This window comes from Flavobacterium sp. JAS (genome assembly GCF_020991455.1).
Classification (GTDB): domain Bacteria; phylum Bacteroidota; class Bacteroidia; order Flavobacteriales; family Flavobacteriaceae; genus Flavobacterium.
In genome coordinates this window covers 216744-234650 of sequence record NZ_JAJMOX010000008.1, presented here as the reverse complement: position 1 = coordinate 234650, position 17907 = coordinate 216744, and the positions used below count along the sequence as shown (strand labels likewise).

Below are 17907 nucleotides of genomic sequence, written 5' to 3'. Positions count from 1 at the left end.
AAATGGAATTTGATTTTCTAGAACCAGTTAACGACGGAGTTTTAAAATTCATTAGTTCGTTGTCTTCACAAGAATTGGGTAGTAAAATAGTTTTGCATACTCAAGATCAGTTTCCGGATATTAGCAAAATAAATATTGCAATAGTTGGTGTTTTAGAAGACCGCCGCAGCAGTGATATAGTTAATGAAGTTAGTCTTACGGCAATTCGTAAAAAGATTTACAGTATGTTTCCTGGTAATTGGGATGCTTCTATTGCAGATTTAGGAGATATACTTGCCGGAGATTCTGTAGAGGACACTTATTTTGCACTTAAAAAAGTAACTTCTACATTAATTAAGAATAAAGTGATTCCTATAGTCCTAGGAGGTTCCCAGGATTTGACCTATGCTTTGTATCGCGCTTACGATGATTTAGAGCAAATGGTAAACATGGTCTCTGTAGATAATAAATTTGATTTTGGTAAAGAAAATGAAACAGTTTCAGCTAATTCTTTTTTGACTAAAATTATAATTGATGAGCCTAATAATCTTTTTAACTATTGTAATATAGGATATCAGACTTATTACAATTCACAGGAAGAAATTGATTTGATTGAAAAACTATTCTTTGATGCCTATCGTTTGGGCGAAATATCAAATAATATAGCCTTGGCAGAACCTGTTTTTAGAGATGCTGATCTGGTTAGTATCGATTTGAACTCAGTAAAGTCTTCAGCTTCAGGAAATATGAAAACTTTTGAGCCAAATGGTTTCAACGGAAAAGAGATTTGTTCTTTGGCGAGATACGCTGGAATTAGTGATAAAGTTTCGTCTTTTGGGGTTTTTAACCATAATAGTACAGTGCAGGAATCGGGTATAATTGCACAAATTGTTTGGTACTTTATTGAGGGTTATCATTACCGATCAAAAGAATATCCTTTTGGAAGCAGAACAAACTATTTAAAATATATTGTTCCTCTCGAAGATGAGGAGCTTATTTTTTACAAAAGTGACAAAACAGATCGTTGGTGGATCGAGATCCCATTTGAATCAAATGGTCACAATAAATTAAAAAGAAATACGTTATTACCGTGTTCATACGACGAATATTTGAGCGCATGTAACCAAGAATTGCCAGAAAGGTGGTGGAAAGCACAGCGAAAAAATGCTTTGTAGCAGAAAATTTTAGCTGAAATCTTAATTTTTTAAAAATTCAAAAATCGAGTTAAGAGAAATTAGTAAGACAAGATTTACATAATATAAAATTTAACGTTTTACGTCGATTTTTTGAGTTAGTTTATCGATAAAATATTTTTTTTTTATTTTATTTAACATTATTTTTGAACGGTAAAATAAATTTCGCAACTAGTATTGTTTTTTAGATAAATAATAAATACGTTTACGAACTTATAATAATGAATAGATAATCCAAATTTATATGAAGAAGTTTATTGCATTTGCAGCAATGTTAACACTGGTAATTGGCTGTGGTAAGTCAGGAGACAAAGGTGAATTAGTAGGTGTTACAGGAGGAAAATGGCATCCTGAAAAACCTTATGGAATGACTTTGGTTCCAGGTGGATCTTTTATAATGGGTAAGGCTGATGCCGATTTAGCTAACGTGGAGGATGCTCCAACTAAATCAGTAACTGTTCGTTCGTTTTATATGGATGAAACCGAAATTACAAACAGCGAATATCGCCAGTTTGTGGAGTGGGTAAAAGACTCTACGATGAGAGTTCGTTTAGCTATTTTGGCTGACGAAACCGGTCAAAAAGCTACAGGTGATGCTAAAGGTAAAAAAGGCGGTAGCATCGCAGATTATGCATTTAATGATTCTGAGCCAGATAAAATGACGGCTTATGATAAGTACATGTATGATAACTACTATAGTGTAGGGACTAAAGATGATCCTTATGCTGGAAGAAAATTAAACAAGAAAGTTAAGTTAGTTAAAGATACTAAAGCTTACCCAGATGAGTATTATACTGAGGTAATGGACTCTATGTATTTACCAATTGAAGAATCATATAATGGTTTAAGAACAATTGATGTAAATAAATTGAAATTCCGTTATTCTTGGATGGATATTCAGGCTGCTGCAAAAGCCAAAGTAGGAAAAAGAAAAGACTTCGTTAAAACAGAACAAGTTAGTGTTTATCCAGACACAACAGTTTGGATTAAAGATTTCGCTTATTCATACAATGAGCCAATGCACAATGATTATTTCTGGCACAAAGCTTATGGAGATTATCCTGTAGTTGGTGTTACCTGGAAACAAGCAAAAGCATTTTGTGCTTGGAGAACTTTAAATAAAAACGGTTACATTAAATCTAAGAAAAAAGGGCGTGATTTAGTTAATGCTTTCAGATTGCCAACTGAGGCTGAATGGGAGTATGCTGCCAGAGGTGGTCTGGAGTCTGCTACTTATCCTTGGGGAGGTCCTTATACTAAAAGTGATAGAGGTTGTTTCTTAGCAAACTTTAAACCTAATAGAGGAGATTATGCTGCTGATGAAGCTTTGTATACTGTTGAAGCTAAATCTTATGATCCAAACGGATATGGATTATACAACATGGCAGGAAACGTCTCAGAGTGGACAGATTCAGCTTACAACCCAAATGCGTATGAATATGTTTCTACAATGAACCCTAACGTAATTGATGGAAACAATCAAAGAAAAGTTGTTCGTGGTGGATCTTGGAAAGACGTTGCTTACTTCCTACAAGTAAGTACTCGTGATCACGAATATGCTGACTCTGCTAGAAGTTATATTGGTTTCAGAACTGTACAAGATTACATGGGAACTCAAACAACTGGAAGCGGTAAGAAAAAAAAGTAAATTATAATTAATATCAATAACCAAATCGAATCTATTTAAAATTAAAACCTAAAAAAAAGTATTATGGCATTATTAAGTAAAAAAGCAATGAATTTCGCTTATGGTATGGGAGCGGCAGTAGTAATTATTGGAGCATTATTCAAAATTACTCACTTTGAAATTGGACCATTAACAGGTACATTGATGCTTTCAATTGGATTAGTAACTGAGGCGTTAATCTTTGCACTTTCTGCTTTCGAACCAGTAGATGAGGAGTTAGACTGGACTCTTGTTTACCCTGAATTAGCTAATGGCCAAGCTAGAAAAAAAGCTGATAAGGTTGAAACTCCATCTGATGCCCAAGGATTGTTGTCTCAAAAATTAGACGCTATGTTGAAAGAAGCTAAAATTGACGGAGAATTAATGTCAAGTTTAGGAAACTCAATCAAAAATTTCGAAGGAGCTGCAAAAGCAATTTCTCCAACAGTAGATTCTATTGCAGGACAAAAGAAATATGCTGAAGAAATGTCTATGGCTGCTGCACAAATGGAATCATTAAACAGCTTATACAAAGTACAATTAGAAAGTGCTTCAAGAAATGCACAAGCAAACAGCGAAATTGCTGATAATGCTTCTAAATTAAAAGAACAAATGCAATCAATGACTGCAAACATTGCTTCTTTGAACAGTGTTTACGGTGGTATGCTTTCTGCAATGAGTAACAAAGGATAATTAGTTTTTAACTATTATATTAAATTTATTAATAAGAACTAATTAGAAAAAAATGGCAGGAGGAAAATTAACCCCTAGACAGAAGATGATTAACCTGATGTATCTGGTTTTCATCGCAATGTTGGCAATGAATATGTCAAAAGAAGTATTATCTGCTTTTGGCTTAATGAATGAAAAATTTGAAAGTGCTAATACATCTTCAGAGCAAACAAATGCAGGTTTATTGATGTCTTTAGATCAAAAAGCTGCTGAAGCAAAAGGAGAATTCGCAACTGCTGCAGTTACTGCTCACCAGGTTGAAACAGCTTCAAAAGAATTTTATGCATACATCGGATCTTTAAAAGGAGATGTTTTAAAAGGATTTGAATCTGACAAAGAAACTGGAAAACTACCTTATGAGTCTATGGACAAAGGCGATAATATCGACAACTGGTTTACAGGAGAAGGATATACTGCTAAAGGTAATGACATCATTTCTCATATCGAAAAATACAAAGCATCTATGAAATCTGCTTTAGCAGATAAAAAATATGCTGCTATTTTATCTGAAGTTGAGAAGAAATTTGATGTTTCTGATGTAAAAAATAAAGAAGGTTTAAAAGATAAATATTTAGCTTACCACTTTAAAGGTTTCCCAGCTGTTGCTTCATTGGCTAAACTTTCTGCTTGGCAAAATGACGTTCAAAAAGCAGAATCTGATGTTTACAGTGCTGCTTTAGGAAAAGCTGCGGTTGCTGCTGCTTCTTATAGTAATTATCAGGCAATTGTTGTTTTAGATAAAAATGCTTACTTCCAAGGAGAAAAAGTTACAGGTAAGGTAGTTTTAGGTCGTTATGACGAAAACACAAAACCAACTTCATTCCAAGGTCCTGGACAAATTGTTAATGGACAAGCTGTTATCTCATTAACTGCTGGAGGTGTTGGAGAGCAAAACATTAACGGACAATTTAGTTTCTTAGAAGACGGTAAAAACATCCCACTTAAATTTGCTGGAAAATATGTTGTAGTACCAAGACCAAATTCAGCTACAATTTCTGCAGACAAAATGAATGTTGTTTATAGAGGTGTTGTTAACCCAATCTCTGTATCATTCGCAGGTGTTGCTGACAATAAAGTTGTTGCAAGTGCTCCAGGATTATCTTCAGCTGGTAAAGCAGGAAAATACAACATGAACCCAGGTTCAGGTACTGAAGCTACGATTTCTGTAACTGGTACATTACCAAACGGAGATAAAGTTACAGATAAGAAAACATTTAGAATTAAAGGTATTCCTGGGCCAACAGGAACAATTAGAGGTGAGATGGGTGTTGTTAAAGGACCTAAATCTAACTTAGAGATTGCTACTATTGGTGCTAAATTACTTGATTTTGATTTTGAAGTTGGTTTAGATGTTGTTGGATTTAATTTAAAAATTGCTGGACAGCCTACAGTTGTTGTTAATGGTAATAAATTAAATGCACAGTGTAAACAAATTCTTTCAAGAGCTGGAAAAGGAGATCAGGTTACTATTTCTGAAATTAAAACTAAACTTGTTGGAGCTGGTAGTTATTTATTACCAAGAACTGCTCCGGTAATTTTTGAAATACAATAATATAAGTAGTTAAAACTACGTTCAATTAATAATACCACGATGAAAGTAAGAAATTTTTTAATAGCTATTGTTTCTATCGCAGGAGGTTTTGCTTCTAATGCGCAATCGAATTTGCTGAATGCAAAAACACCTGAACAAATAGGACTTAAGACTCCTGCACAACTTATCTCAGACAACGATAAGCCATTGGCTTACGGTTATGTAGATGATAGAGATGTCTTGATGGGAAAAACTACTTGGGAGATCATTGATTTGAATGAAAAAATCAACTTTCCATTATATTTTCCGGTAGATACTGCTAATATTGGTTCTGACAGACGTTCATTATATGATGTTTTGACGAAAGCTGTTAAAAACGGTAAAATAACTGAAATATATAGCGACAGTTATTTCAATACTAAAAAATCTATGAAAGACATCGAAGGTGCGTTATCACGTATTGATACAACAGATGCTGGTAGAGAATTGATCAACCAATATCCGGATGACTACAAAACTCACGTTGTGAAGAAAAAAGTAGTTACGGGTACTGGTAAAAAGAAAGTTGTTACTTATGTTGATGAAACAGTTGGTGCAACAAGAACAGTTCCTTCTGAGTATGTCTTGAAACAAGATCTTACTGCAGCAGATGTTACACAATATAAAATTAAAGGATACTGGTATTTTGACAAACGTCAAAGTGAATTGAAATATCGTTTACTTGGAATTTGTCCTGTAACTCCAGACGTATATACTATGAATAGTGACGAAAAAGATTATATAGAGTTATTTTGGGTTTTCTTCCCTAATGCGAGAGAAGCATTACATGAAGCAAAAGCATTTAACGATAGTAACTCGGCACTTCCTATTTCATTTGATCAAATATTAAACTCAAGACGTTTCAATGCAGAGATCTACAAAGAAGAGAATTTGTACGGAGACAGAGCAATTAGTGATTACATGAAAGATAATGCTCAAAATCAGTTGTTAGAATCTGAGAGAGTAAAAGAGAAGATTCGTAACTTCGAACAAGATATGTGGAATTACTAAGTATCTAAATTACAATATTATAAAAACTCTTACTATCTTTGTAGTAAGAGTTTTTTTTTGTCCATTCATTTAATAAACGAGATCAGTTGTTGAAGCGGGATTTACTGCTTTTCTTCTGTAACCTACTCCGGTAATTTGTACAATTCTAATTTTTCTTACTTAATGTAGGAAAAATAGCAATATATTTTATAAGTTTGCGTTCAATATGTTTTAATAATATATATGATGAGAGTAAGAAATTTTTTAATCGCTATTGTTTGGGCCATCGGAAGTTTTGCTTCTAGTGCACAATCTAATTTACTTAATGCAAAAACAGCTGACCAAATAGGGCAAAAGAACGCTGCTCAGCTTATTGCAGACAACGATATGCCATTGTCCTACGGTTATATTGATGACAGGGATGTTTTGATGGGGAAGACGGTCTGGGAAATAATTGATTTAAATGAAAAAATCAACTTTCCTTTATATTTTCCGGTAGATAGTGCTAATATTGGTTCTGATAGGCGTTCATTATATGACGTTTTGACGAAGGCTATTAGAAACGGCAAAATAACTGAGGTGTATAGCGATAGTTATTTCAATACAAAGAAAACTTTAAAAGACATTCAAGGTGCTTTGTCTCGTATTGATACAACAGATGCGGGTAGAGAATTAATTAACCAATATCCAGATGACTATAGAACACATGTTGTGAAGAAAAAGGTTGTTACTGGTACAGGTAAAAAGAAAGTTGTTACTTATGTTGATCAAACTGTAGGGGCTACAAGAACGGTTCCTGCGGAATATATCCTAAAGCAAGACTTGACGGCAGCTGATGTTACGCAGTATAAAATAAAAGGTTACTGGTACTTTGATAAACGTCAAAGTGAATTGAAATATCGTTTACTTGGAATTTGCCCTGTAACTCCGGATGTTTATACTATGAATAGTGATGAGAAGGATTATATTGAATTATTTTGGGTTTTCTTCCCAAATGCCCGCGAAGTATTAAATCAAGCAAAAGCTTTTAATGACAGTAATTCTGCGCTCCCAATTTCATTTGATCAGATTCTAAATTCTAGACGATTTAATTCTATTATTTATAAAGAAGAAAATATGTATGGAGATCGTGAGATTAAAGATTATATGAAAGATAATGCGCAAAATCAGTTGTTAGAGTCTGAAAGAGTGAAAGAGAAGATTCGCAACTTCGAAGAGGATATGTGGAACTACTAAGTGTCTTAATTACATTATAACAAAAACTCTCACTACCTTTGTAGTCAGAGTTTTTTTATTTTATCTATTTTACTTCATGCTTGATTATTTAATTATCGGATCTGGATTAGCTGGGATTTCATTTGCTGAAATAGCCCTTATGAACAATAAATCTATCTTAGTTATAGATGATAAAACTCAAAATTCATCCAGAGTTGCAGGAGGGTTGTACAATCCGGTAATTTTAAAGCGCTTTAGCGAAGTGTGGAAAGCCCAGGAACAATTGGCTTTGATGGAAGAATTCTATAATACAATTGAGGATAAATTACAAACCAAAGTTAATTTTAAGCTCCCAATTTTGAGAAAGTTCTTTTCAATTGAAGAGCAGAACAATTGGTTCTCGGCTTCAGATAAACCTCTTCTGGCTCCGTTTCTCTCTACTAAATTAGTTTTCAAAAAATATTACGGAATAGATTCTCCTTTTGATTATGGAGAAGTTTTGCATACTGGTTATGTAGATACAAATCTTTTGCTGGATAAATATCAGCAATATTTAATTGATGGTGACCTGTTGCTTCAGGAATCATTTGATTACACTAAACTTAATATTCAGGGGGAATATGTTCAATATAAAGATTACAAGGCTAAAAATATAATCTTTGCAGAAGGCTTTGGACTGCATGCAAATCCATTTTTTCAGGATTTACCTCTTGATGGTACTAAAGGTGAACTTTTGATTATAAAAGCACCAGAACTTAATTTAGATGTAATTGTGAACACTAGTGTCTTTATTCTGCCACTGGGGAATGATTTGTTTAAAGTAGGTGCAACGTATAATTGGAAAGATAAAACCGATTTGCCAACAGAAGAAGGGAAAACGGAATTAGTAGATCGTATTAAAGAAATTATCAATTGCGATTTCGAAATTGTTTCTCATTTTGGAGGTGTTCGTCCTACGGTTCGTGACAGACGACCAATAATTGGAACGCACAATCAGCATAAATCACTGCATTTATTAAACGGATTAGGTACTCGTGGTGTAATGCTTGGACCAGCTATGGCAAAAGATTTGTTTAATTTTATTGAAAATCAAATGGCATTAGATCCAACAATCGATATTAACAGATTTTATAAAAAAAGAAAATAGTTTTGCTATTTCTTTCCGGCTTGCGGATCATAAGAAACAAACATATTGATGTATAAATTTCTCGAAAGACGTAAAACAAACGGAAACAATACAATTAAAGTGATCACGATTGCTATAAACGATTCTTCAATAGTAGTTTTAAAAAAGACAAACGAAACAATAAATGCAGCAATTCCTACGGCAACATTTAATCCGTAACTCACATACATTGCGCCATAAAAGAACGAAGGTTCAATTTGATATTTTAATCCGCAATGGCTACAATTTTCGTTCATTTTGAGAACTTTAGATAAATGAAGCGGATTTTTGTCCGAATACATGCTTTCATTTTGACATTTTGGACAACTTCCTGTTAAAATACTATTTAGTTTCGATCCTTTTTTTAACATTTGCAAAAAATTAAAATTACCCATTGATTTGGGAGTGTAAATTTACACAATCAATTAGTTATAAAATAACAATACATGCTTAATATACATAATTTATCGGTTTCTTTTGGAGGTACATATTTATTCGAAGAAGTTACTTTTCGTTTAGGTGCCGGAGATCGAGTTGGACTTGTCGGAAAAAATGGTGCAGGAAAATCGACTATGCTAAAAATGTTAGCGGGAGATTTTGCTCCTGACTCTGGAGTTATTTCTCAGGAGAAAGATATGCGAATGGGATTTTTACGTCAGGATATCGATTTTGAACAAGGAAGAACTGTATTAGAAGAAGCGTATGAAGCTTTTACAGAAATTAAGATTGTAGAAAAAAAATTAGAACAAATCAATCATCAGTTGGTTACCAGAACCGATTATGAGAGTGAAGAATACAGCCAGATCATCGAAGATTTATCTGATTATACCCATCGTTTTGATCTTTTAGGAGGTTATAATTATGTGGGAGATACAGAGAAAATTCTTTTAGGATTAGGTTTCAAAAGAGAAGTTTTCAATAACCAAACCGAAACATTTTCGGGAGGTTGGAGAATGCGTATTGAGTTGGCTAAACTATTATTGCAGTCCAATGATGTATTGCTTCTGGATGAGCCAACCAACCACTTAGATATCGAAAGTATCATTTGGTTAGAAAGTTTCCTTCGTAATTACCCTGGCGTTGTAGTGATTGTATCGCACGATAAAATGTTTTTGGATAATGTTACCAATCGTACGATCGAAATTTCATTAGGAAAAGCATACGATTTTAATAAACCTTATTCACAGTATTTAGAATTGCGTCATGAAATTCGTGAAAAACAACTAGCGACTCAAAAGAATCAGGCAAAGAAAATTGAAGAAACAGAAAAATTAATCGAGAAATTCCGTGCAAAAGCTTCAAAAGCTTCAATGGCGCAATCGTTGATTAAAAAATTAGATAAAGTAGAACGAATTGAAGTTGATGAAGACGACAATTCTGTAATGAATATTTCGTTTCCAGTTTCAAAAGAACCAGGGAGAGTTGTGGTTGAGGCTGAAAATGTCACTAAAGCTTACGGGGATAAAGTTATTTTAAAAGATATTGATTTATTGGTAGAACGCGGAAGCAAAATTGCTTTTGTTGGTCAAAACGGCCAGGGAAAATCAACTTTCATTAAAGCTATTGTAAACGAGTTTGAATATAAGGGAAATATCAAATTAGGGCATAACGTACAATTAGGATATTTTGCGCAGAATCAGGCCGAATATCTTGATGGAGAAATCACCTTGCTTCAAACTATGGAAGATGCTGCAATGGACACAAACCGTTCTAAGGTTCGTGACATGTTAGGATCATTTTTATTCCGTGGAGATGATGTTGAGAAAAAAGTAAAAGTACTTTCTGGAGGTGAGCGTAACCGTTTGGCACTTTGTAAGTTGTTGTTGCAGCCTATCAATGTTTTGCTAATGGATGAGCCTACGAATCACTTAGATATTAAATCTAAAAACGTTCTAAAAGCGGCACTTCAAAAATTTGGAGGGACTTTATTATTAGTTTCCCACGATAGAGATTTCTTGCAAGGAATGTCGAATATTGTTTACGAATTCAAAGATCAAAAGATCAAAGAATATTTAGGAGATATCAATTATTTCTTAGAACAGCGCAATCTTGAAAACATGCGTGAAGTTGAGAAAAAAGACGTTGCAAAAGCAGCTGCACCAAAAGAAAGTAATAAAACTTCATACGAAGATCAGAAAAAAGGAAAAGCACTTCAAAATCGATTGAGCAAAGTAGAAAGTCAGATCAAGCAATTAGAAAAAGACATTCAGCACGACGATAAATTGTTGGCTTCCAGTTATGACAAACATATCGAAGACGCTTCATTTTTTACTGCTTACAAGAAAAAGAAAAAAGATTTAGATCAATTACTTCTGGACTGGGAAATCGTTCAGGAAGAGATTGATAATTTTAATGCTTAATATTTGATTCAGTAGCTATTCCAGCTTTTCGTTTCATCCCGATAGCTATCGGGACACAAAAAAAATGCATTTCTAATGTTGCAAAAAGAGCTTCTTTCAGTTGCTTTTTTTCAACAAGAAATGCATTTTTTTTTGCTCCGGGCTTTCCACTGCAATCTGGGCTAGAAAAAGAAGTTTCAAGTTCTTTTTGTTTGCTTCGCCAGTTCGGCTAAAGCCTCTTGTCAGGTTTCAGGTTCTAATCGTAACCTGAAACAAACGTTCTCGCGCCTCTAGCCTGTTTGCAATTTATGAAAACGAGTATTTTGGGCTAAACGAAAATACGATTAAAAACGGCAATTCCGCTAAATTTGCAAATGGCTAAAGACGTGTGTTAGGCGTTCGGTCATTTTTTAAGCTAATTTTCCATTTCCACTCAAATTAATAATCCTTTTTCTTTCAGATGTTTAAATATAATTTTATCAACTTCCGATATTATATCTAAATCTTTATAATTTAACCATTTAATTTCTTCTATTTCATTATTCTCTTTCAGTTTTCCAATGTAATTAGCTTTATAACACGTCATTTTTACAATTACTCCTTCAATAGCTCCATCTGATTGGGCTTTAAACGTTCCAACATATTCAATAGATTCATTTATTATTTCAACACTTAATTCTTCTTGGATTTCTCTGATTAAAGTTTGTTGGTTAGTTTCATTATTTTCTCTTTTACCTCCTGGAATATAATATTTGTTTTTACCTTTTGATTTTGTACTTAAAATTTGACCATTTTCAATTTTTATTAATGCTATTTTGTCAATTTCTTTCATCGTTTTTTTTCTTTTTGACTGATGCCTAATTATTTAATAATGCCAATAGATTTTGAGTGAATAATTGCTTCGCTGCTATCTTTGAAATAGCAAACTGATACGTCTAAATTTTCTAAGTTTTTCAAAATAGCTGTAGTAGATCCTTTAGGATATCGTCCGGTTTGTCTAATATAAACGGCCTTTACAGTTACGGGAAATATTTTACAAATACGCTCATATAAATACGGATCGTGTTGTGAATCATCTCCTAATAAAACATATTTTAGATTTGGATAAAATTCTAAAACATGCTTTATTTTTTCGAATTTATGATCGTGATTTCCATTCCCACTCATAAAAAAGTCTGCAACACCTCTTTTGATATCTTTCAATAAAATAACGGCTCTGGGTAAATGATGTATTTTAGTAAATTTTACAATAAAACGATACAAATTCCATTCGCTGCTCGAAATATAAAAAAAGGCATTTTCTTCCTCTTTATTATGTCGCCCCGCTGAGCTTAAAGCTTGATAATGTGGTACAACATCTTTGAAAACCTTACGGTCATTGACATTCTTAAATAAAATAATGTAAAATTTTCTAAAGAAATTTTGAGTATGTGAAATCAAAAAAGTGTCATCAATATCAGATATAATTCCAAGTTTTCCTTTATGAGGTCTTATAAAACTACCTTTTTCGGTTATTGTTTCTTCTTTGTATTTGATACTGACTTCATATTCGATCCACCCAAAATGGGTCTCTTTTTCCAGTGGAATACAAAACTTAAAATACCCATCATCCAAGGTTTTAGTGTGAATTTCCTTATCGTCACATTTTAAATAAATATCAAAATTTTCAAGAGTTTTTATTCTGAACTGATTGATGATCGAAGTAGCATTTTTAAAATTTTTCTTTTGAAAATCATAATCATACGTTCTTTTAAAAACGTGCCCCATTACAATTAGTTCCTCCTCGTTGGCATAACCTCGATATAATTGTAAAATTGGTTTCATTAATTACGTATATTTATATATGCTGTAAATTAATTATTTTAATTGGTTTTAAAAATAAAAAATTGAAAAAGAATATCATATTTGTTGTAAACCCTATCTCTGGTGATCTAGACAAATCAGATTTAATTGAGGCTGTACAAGAGTTTGCAACTACTAATTATTTTGATTTGGAAGTTTATGAAACTACCGGAAAAAACGATCAAAAAAGAATACTTACACTTTATAATCAATATTTACCGGAACGAATTGTAGTTGCTGGTGGTGATGGAACTATAAAAATGGTTGCCGAAGCAATGGAGCAATATGATGTAATTATTGGCATTTTGCCCGCAGGTTCAGCAAACGGATTGTCTGTCGATTTGAATTTACCCGCAACAATCGAGGAGAACCTAAAAATAGCTTTCCTGCATCATTTTATCGAAATGGATATGATTTGCATCAACGGCAAAAAAAGCATTCATTTAAGCGATATTGGAGTCAATGCTAATTTGGTAAAGAATTATGAAGAAAGTGATTTACGTGGCTTTTGGGGCTATGCATTGCAGGCCTATTCCGCATTAAAAGAATCAGAAGAACCTTTTGTGGCTACAATTTCGGCTAATAATGAAACCGTCGAACATACAGCGCGAATGATTGTAATTGCCAATTCTCAAAAATATGGAACCGGTGTTATCATCAATCCAAATGGTGCAATGAATGACGGGAAATTTGAATTGGTAATATTGAAAAACCTTGATCTGTTATTAATTGGAAAAATTATTACCGGAAATATGCCAATTGATTCTGATGATATTGTAATTATTTCAACAGATAAAGCTACGATAGAAACTGATTATCCTGTAAACTTTCAAATTGACGGAGAGTATTGTGGAGCACAAACAGCATTAGAAATTCATATTCTGCATAAGCAAATGAAAATTGCGATTCCTTAAAGTTTAAAATTAAACTTTGACAAAGTTGTTTCATAACTATTTAAAAGGATTTCGTTCCTGCCAGTCGGTTTTAGGTTCGAGATAATTGAATAGTTTGGCAATATTATGATTGATCAGAGTATTGCTATGCGTAATTAATCCGTACATTTTTAATGGTTTTGCTCCAACAGAACTTTTAATTTCAAGAGCAGTACGTGCAAAAACAATTTCTGAAAATCCCTGATTAATCGAGTAAGCGATCATGTCGTATAACATGTTTAAATACAGCATTTTTTCGCGCTGAATCGTTTCGTCATACCCTAGAAAATAAGTATCCATTACATTTCCGTTTTTAATCAATGTGTTGAAACCAATTAGTTTATCCTCTAAAAAATAGCCGTAAAACAAAAAAATATCTTTCATGATTTCTTTGAAAAAACTAAAGTGATTTCGAGCCAGGAAAAAAGTATTGAAAGGGGCATTTTTGGCTACATGAAAATATAAATCATAAATAATATCTTCATATTGTTTAATGTCAGCCAGAGACATTTTTTGCTTCACTATTCCGTCTGCTTTTTTTCGCGCACGTTTGTATTGATCCCTGTATTTTTTCGATAAAGCATCAATATAATCTTGTTCAGACTTCCAGTTTTTATTGATTTCAAAAATCATATTTGGTTGGGTCGAAAACGTATAGTTATTTTTAAATTCGGCTTGTAGCGGCTCAATTTCTTTTGCAGTAAAATCTTTTATACTGGTAATATGAACTTTTTTTCCGCTTGCTTTCAGGTCTTTCTTAAGCTGATTAATTGCTTTATGAAGGGTTTTTATTAATTTAGATGAAATGGCTTCTTTATCAAACGCAAAAGCATTTTGTCCTGTAAGCATATTATTGCCAACAAACAAGACATGCGAGGCAAAATTTTTAAAAGCAAAATTACGTAGAGAGGTTTTTAAACATTGATCACGTTCTCCAAATGATTCCAGTTTTTCTGTAAATAAAAACTGAGTTAGGGCAATCCCTATTAGTTTGTCTCCGTTAAAAAATCCAATAAAATGACAAATCATATTTACTGGACAAGAGTTTTCCAGTACTTCGAGATATTCTCTGGTCAGAAAAATATTATTTACAGCCAACGAATTCCATTCTAATGGCATTAATGAGGTGCTGTTGTAAATCTGGAAAGTATAAGTTGTAGTCAAAAGTGTGAGCTAATTTCTTCAAAATTAGATAATATTTATAATAACTCATTTTCTTTAAGTTATTATTAAGAAAAACCCGTTTAAGTTTAGGACTCAAACGGGTTTTGTTTTTTTATGATTTACGCAAATCCGCAAATAATTCCACCCATTAAAGTAAGGCAAACAATCCAGAACCCTGCGTGAATGAATATATATTTCCATGATTTTCTCTCAAACAAACTATTGATTCCAATTACTGGAAAAGCAAAGAATAAACCTGACATGAATCCATGAAGTGCTCCGTGTTTAAATGTGCGATAAGCTGTTCCGTAATCTGCCATAAAAGCTGCAAATGATGGTTTTGCACTATCAACTAAAGGTGGTCCGCCTACCATTCCAAGGGCACCTGTTTGATGAATAGTTAATGCCATCAGGATTACAGTGATCATTAAAGAAAAAACATAAGTCAAACCGAAGATTTTAAGCATGTTTCCTGTTTGAAGTTCTTCTTGTGTAAGATTATTTTCTCTCATCCAGATCGTTCCGAACACTTTTGGGTTGTACCAAATAAAACCAACGGCAAGTGTTACAACAGCTGCTAAGAGCAATGCAATAGGGTTAATTTCCATAATATGAGGTTTTTATAATTAGTTAGTCAAATTTAATCAAAAAAAAATAATTATACAGTTTTTGATGAAAGTAATGCAATACGTGTTAATTAATTACTTATTAACACTTTATCGACATTATATGCTTTATATCTATGAAATACATAATTTTAGCATCTATAACAAAAGCCCCAAATCTGTTATGAAATGCCTAACAACCCTATTATTAATATTCACTTTTTCGGTGAATATTTTTGCCGATACTGTTTCAGATAAAGAAAAAGATGCCCTCATAAAATTATACCATGCGACAAACGGATCACAATGGAAAAATAAATGGGATTTATCGCTATCTGTGTCAACGTGGTACGGCGTTCAGATCGAAAATGGAAAAGTAACAGCGCTTAATTTAGCCGACAATAATTTGCAAGGTGAATTGCCGAGTGAGTTTTTTGATTTGGTGAATTTAACCAATGTTGATTTGCATAAAAATAAACTGCAAGGTCAATTGTCAAAAGCAATTAATAATTTTAAGGAACTTGAAGTTTTGGATGTTTCAGTTAATCAGCTTTCAGGAGCGATACCAGAAACGATTTGTGAGTTGCAAAAACTAAAAGATTTAGAGCTTTTTAAGAATAAAATTTCAGGAGAATTGCCTTTAGAAATTGGAAAATTAAATCAGTTAGAGGTTCTTTCGTTATCTGATAATGAGATTGAAGGACAATTGCCAAATTCAATTTATAACATTCCTACATTAAAGGTTTTACTTTTAAACAGTAATAAATTATCTGGAAGTTTAAGTTCTGAAATACTGAATTTTAACGTTTTACAAAATCTTAGTTTGTTCAATAATAGTTTTGAAGGTGAAATTCCTAAAGAGCTTGAAAAATTGCATAATTTGTCTGAGATGAATCTTTCATATAATAAATTTGCGGGAGCTGTTTCGAAAAATCTGGCTCTGTTAGATAGTTTAAATATGACAATGTTTGATGAAAATGGAAATCTGTTTTTGTTAGAACTAAATGCTGAAAAAGATAGTACAGTAATTACCGAAAATTAATTGTGCTTATGAATGAATTATACAATCGCTGAAAAAAAGTTGATTAAATATATTTAGTTAATTGTGAAAACCGTAATTCGTTGCGGTTTTTTTATGTCTTGATATTTCGATGAAGATCAGGTTATTAGCGGTATATCAAGGGATGGATTTGTTTAAATTATTGATAATCAGTGGTTTGTTTTTTAGGTTTGAAATTTGAAGTAAAAAATAGAAGTATTTTAACCATTAAAAATTGAAACCATGAGTATTTATCAAAATAGCAGGACTGCATTAGTATTGATCGATCCCTTTAATGATTTTCTTTCGGATAAAGGAAAACTTTGGCCCTTTGTAAAAGAAACGGTCAAAAGCGGAAATGTCGTTCAGAACATGAAAAAGGTTTTGGCAGCAGCCAGAAAAAATAATATTCAGGTTGTATATGCGCCACACAGACATACGCAAAAAGGAGATTATTTGAATTGGAAGTTTTTTTCACCTTCTCATAATGGAAGTAAAAATTTGACCCTTTTTGAAAAAGGAAGTTGGGGAGCAGAGTTTCATCCGGAACTTTTGCCTATAGATGGGGATTTGATTGCTCAGAACCATTGGACGGCAAGCGGTTTCGCCAACACCGATTTGGATTTTCTTCTAAAAATGCACGATATCGATCATATTGTTATTGCCGGAATGCGAGCCAATACTTGTGTAGATTCGACTGCAAGATATGGTGTAGAATTAGGATATCATGTAACATTAATCAAAGACGGAATTGGTGCTTTTAATCAGGAAGAGATTAGAGCGACTGTAGAAACTAATTTTCCTAATTATGGACATTCGCTTCTCTCTGCCGAGGAATTTGTAAAAACTTTAGAATCGTAAAAATGGAAGTTCTTGCTGAATGTACTGCAAAGGCAATGATTCATTGTGCTGCAGAAAAAATAGATATCACAGATTGGCTTTTTACACTAAAAGATCAAGAGTATCAATCTTGTTCGGTTGGTCATATAGCAGGAGGGGTTTCTATTTCGAAAGAAGGAAAAAGAATGTCTATAAATGTTGAAAGAGTAGCTGATAATCTATTGGTTCAACATTATGTTGAGGAAATTGGAAATAAAGATCATTGCAGAGTAAACTCGATTTCAGACTCTTTTTTTGGTTTGGGAAACACTAAATTGGGAATTACCTGGGAACTTAAAATCAATGTTTTGACAGTCGATACTTGTGAGTTAGAAAATAGAGTAGTGGTATCTGCGACCAATGAATTTTTAGCGGTATTAAAAGCCATGAATATTACCGATTTGACTCCTGTAAAAAGCCAGATGCTTCAAAATGTGGAAGAACATAATGCCGAAGAAACACCATTGTTTGCTGCCGATATTCATAATAAAGTATTAGCTGAGAGATGGGGTTAAGCTAATTTTTTGGAAGAAAATAAAAAGGTTTCGAAAATATAATTTATACTAACTTTGTAACGAACTAATAATTTAAGGTAAG

Annotated in this window: 17 protein-coding genes; 12 read left to right on the top strand and 5 right to left on the bottom strand. The window is 32.9% G+C overall.

What is annotated here, in order from left to right; genetic code table 11:
* The first annotated feature begins 2 nt into the window (after positions 1-2).
* The 7 genes from LPB88_RS13640 (at position 3) to LPB88_RS13610 (ending at position 8492) form a co-directional block, all read left to right on the top strand.
* Positions 3-1154: a formimidoylglutamase gene (locus LPB88_RS13640; RefSeq protein WP_230716265.1), complete on the top strand. Its 1152-nt coding sequence runs from the start codon at positions 3-5 to the stop codon at positions 1152-1154.
* 262 nt (positions 1155-1416) lie between these two features.
* Complete coding sequence (gldK, locus tag LPB88_RS13635) at positions 1417-2820, top strand: gliding motility lipoprotein GldK (RefSeq protein WP_230716264.1); 1404 nt, start codon at positions 1417-1419, stop codon at positions 2818-2820.
* Positions 2821-2883: 63 nt separating this feature from the next.
* Positions 2884-3531, top strand: a complete 648-nt coding sequence (gldL, locus tag LPB88_RS13630; protein ID WP_230716263.1) for a gliding motility protein GldL — start codon at positions 2884-2886, stop codon at positions 3529-3531.
* A 52-nt stretch (positions 3532-3583) separates the two neighbouring features.
* A complete protein-coding gene (gene gldM / locus LPB88_RS13625) occupies positions 3584-5122 on the top strand; it encodes a gliding motility protein GldM (RefSeq protein WP_230716262.1) in 1539 nt (512 codons plus the stop codon).
* A gap of 39 nt (positions 5123-5161) precedes the next feature.
* Positions 5162-6151 (top strand): gliding motility protein GldN, encoded by a 990-nt coding sequence (gene gldN, locus LPB88_RS13620; RefSeq protein WP_230716261.1) that lies wholly within the window; start codon positions 5162-5164, stop codon positions 6149-6151.
* A 225-nt stretch (positions 6152-6376) separates the two neighbouring features.
* Positions 6377-7366: a gliding motility protein GldN gene (gene gldN / locus LPB88_RS13615; protein ID WP_230716354.1), complete on the top strand. Its 990-nt coding sequence runs from the start codon at positions 6377-6379 to the stop codon at positions 7364-7366.
* 76 nt (positions 7367-7442) lie between these two features.
* A complete protein-coding gene (locus tag LPB88_RS13610) occupies positions 7443-8492 on the top strand; it encodes an FAD-binding oxidoreductase (protein ID WP_230716260.1) in 1050 nt (349 codons plus the stop codon).
* Between the two features lie 5 nt (positions 8493-8497).
* Here the strand turns inward: LPB88_RS13610 and LPB88_RS13605 are convergent, their stop codons facing one another.
* A complete protein-coding gene (locus LPB88_RS13605; protein WP_230716259.1) occupies positions 8498-8881 on the bottom strand; it encodes a DUF983 domain-containing protein in 384 nt (127 codons plus the stop codon).
* Between the two features lie 75 nt (positions 8882-8956).
* Between LPB88_RS13605 and LPB88_RS13600 the strand changes: the two genes are divergently transcribed.
* Positions 8957-10870: an ABC-F family ATP-binding cassette domain-containing protein gene (locus LPB88_RS13600; RefSeq protein ID WP_230716258.1), complete on the top strand. Its 1914-nt coding sequence runs from the start codon at positions 8957-8959 to the stop codon at positions 10868-10870.
* Between the two features lie 412 nt (positions 10871-11282).
* On the opposite strand, the gene LPB88_RS13595 is transcribed toward LPB88_RS13600, so the two are convergent.
* Both LPB88_RS13595 and LPB88_RS13590 read right to left on the bottom strand, forming a co-directional pair.
* On the bottom strand, positions 11283-11681 hold the full coding sequence (locus LPB88_RS13595) for an NUDIX domain-containing protein (RefSeq protein WP_230716257.1): 399 nt from the start codon (positions 11679-11681) through the stop codon (positions 11283-11285).
* Positions 11682-11710: 29 nt separating this feature from the next.
* On the bottom strand, positions 11711-12673 hold the full coding sequence (locus LPB88_RS13590; protein ID WP_230716256.1) for an App1 family protein: 963 nt from the start codon (positions 12671-12673) through the stop codon (positions 11711-11713).
* A gap of 62 nt (positions 12674-12735) precedes the next feature.
* On the opposite strand from LPB88_RS13590, the gene LPB88_RS13585 reads away from it, so the two are divergent.
* On the top strand, positions 12736-13605 hold the full coding sequence (locus tag LPB88_RS13585) for a diacylglycerol kinase family protein (protein ID WP_230716255.1): 870 nt from the start codon (positions 12736-12738) through the stop codon (positions 13603-13605).
* Positions 13606-13641: 36 nt separating this feature from the next.
* On the opposite strand, the gene LPB88_RS13580 is transcribed toward LPB88_RS13585, so the two are convergent.
* Entirely contained in the window at positions 13642-14787 is a 1146-nt protein-coding gene (locus tag LPB88_RS13580; protein ID WP_230716254.1) for a GNAT family N-acetyltransferase, read from the bottom strand.
* 119 nt (positions 14788-14906) lie between these two features.
* Positions 14907-15395, bottom strand: a complete 489-nt coding sequence (locus tag LPB88_RS13575) for a DUF1761 domain-containing protein (RefSeq protein ID WP_230716253.1) — start codon at positions 15393-15395, stop codon at positions 14907-14909.
* Positions 15396-15576: 181 nt separating this feature from the next.
* Between LPB88_RS13575 and LPB88_RS13570 the strand changes: the two genes are divergently transcribed.
* The 3 genes from LPB88_RS13570 (at position 15577) to LPB88_RS13560 (ending at position 17825) form a co-directional block, all read left to right on the top strand.
* Positions 15577-16434, top strand: coding sequence for a Two component regulator three Y domain protein (locus LPB88_RS13570; RefSeq protein ID WP_230716252.1), 858 nt, complete (start codon positions 15577-15579; stop codon positions 16432-16434).
* Positions 16435-16674: 240 nt separating this feature from the next.
* Positions 16675-17292 (top strand): isochorismatase family cysteine hydrolase, encoded by a 618-nt coding sequence (locus LPB88_RS13565; RefSeq protein WP_230716251.1) that lies wholly within the window; start codon positions 16675-16677, stop codon positions 17290-17292.
* A gap of 2 nt (positions 17293-17294) precedes the next feature.
* Complete coding sequence (locus tag LPB88_RS13560; RefSeq protein ID WP_230716250.1) at positions 17295-17825, top strand: hypothetical protein; 531 nt, start codon at positions 17295-17297, stop codon at positions 17823-17825.
* Positions 17826-17907: the final 82 nt, after the last annotated feature.

What these genes read in the sequence shown, in the direction of transcription:
- LPB88_RS13610 (WP_230716260.1), top strand. Translation starts at nt 7,443, where the DNA reads ATGCTTGATTATTTAATTATCGGATCTGGATTAGCTGGGATTTCATTT.
- LPB88_RS13570 (WP_230716252.1), top strand. Translation starts at nt 15,577, where the DNA reads ATGAAATGCCTAACAACCCTATTATTAATATTCACTTTTTCGGTGAAT.
- gldK (WP_230716264.1), top strand. Translation starts at nt 1,417, where the DNA reads ATGAAGAAGTTTATTGCATTTGCAGCAATGTTAACACTGGTAATTGGC.
- LPB88_RS13575 (WP_230716253.1), bottom strand. Translation starts at nt 15,395, where the DNA reads ATGGAAATTAACCCTATTGCATTGCTCTTAGCAGCTGTTGTAACACTT.
- gldL (WP_230716263.1), top strand. Translation starts at nt 2,884, where the DNA reads ATGGCATTATTAAGTAAAAAAGCAATGAATTTCGCTTATGGTATGGGA.
- LPB88_RS13605 (WP_230716259.1), bottom strand. Translation starts at nt 8,881, where the DNA reads ATGTTAAAAAAAGGATCGAAACTAAATAGTATTTTAACAGGAAGTTGT.
- gldN (WP_230716354.1), top strand. Translation starts at nt 6,377, where the DNA reads ATGAGAGTAAGAAATTTTTTAATCGCTATTGTTTGGGCCATCGGAAGT.
- LPB88_RS13595 (WP_230716257.1), bottom strand. Translation starts at nt 11,681, where the DNA reads ATGAAAGAAATTGACAAAATAGCATTAATAAAAATTGAAAATGGTCAA.
- LPB88_RS13640 (WP_230716265.1), top strand. Translation starts at nt 3, where the DNA reads ATGGAATTTGATTTTCTAGAACCAGTTAACGACGGAGTTTTAAAATTC.
- LPB88_RS13560 (WP_230716250.1), top strand. Translation starts at nt 17,295, where the DNA reads ATGGAAGTTCTTGCTGAATGTACTGCAAAGGCAATGATTCATTGTGCT.
- gldN (WP_230716261.1), top strand. Translation starts at nt 5,162, where the DNA reads ATGAAAGTAAGAAATTTTTTAATAGCTATTGTTTCTATCGCAGGAGGT.
- LPB88_RS13565 (WP_230716251.1), top strand. Translation starts at nt 16,675, where the DNA reads ATGAGTATTTATCAAAATAGCAGGACTGCATTAGTATTGATCGATCCC.
- LPB88_RS13590 (WP_230716256.1), bottom strand. Translation starts at nt 12,673, where the DNA reads ATGAAACCAATTTTACAATTATATCGAGGTTATGCCAACGAGGAGGAA.
- LPB88_RS13600 (WP_230716258.1), top strand. Translation starts at nt 8,957, where the DNA reads ATGCTTAATATACATAATTTATCGGTTTCTTTTGGAGGTACATATTTA.
- gldM (WP_230716262.1), top strand. Translation starts at nt 3,584, where the DNA reads ATGGCAGGAGGAAAATTAACCCCTAGACAGAAGATGATTAACCTGATG.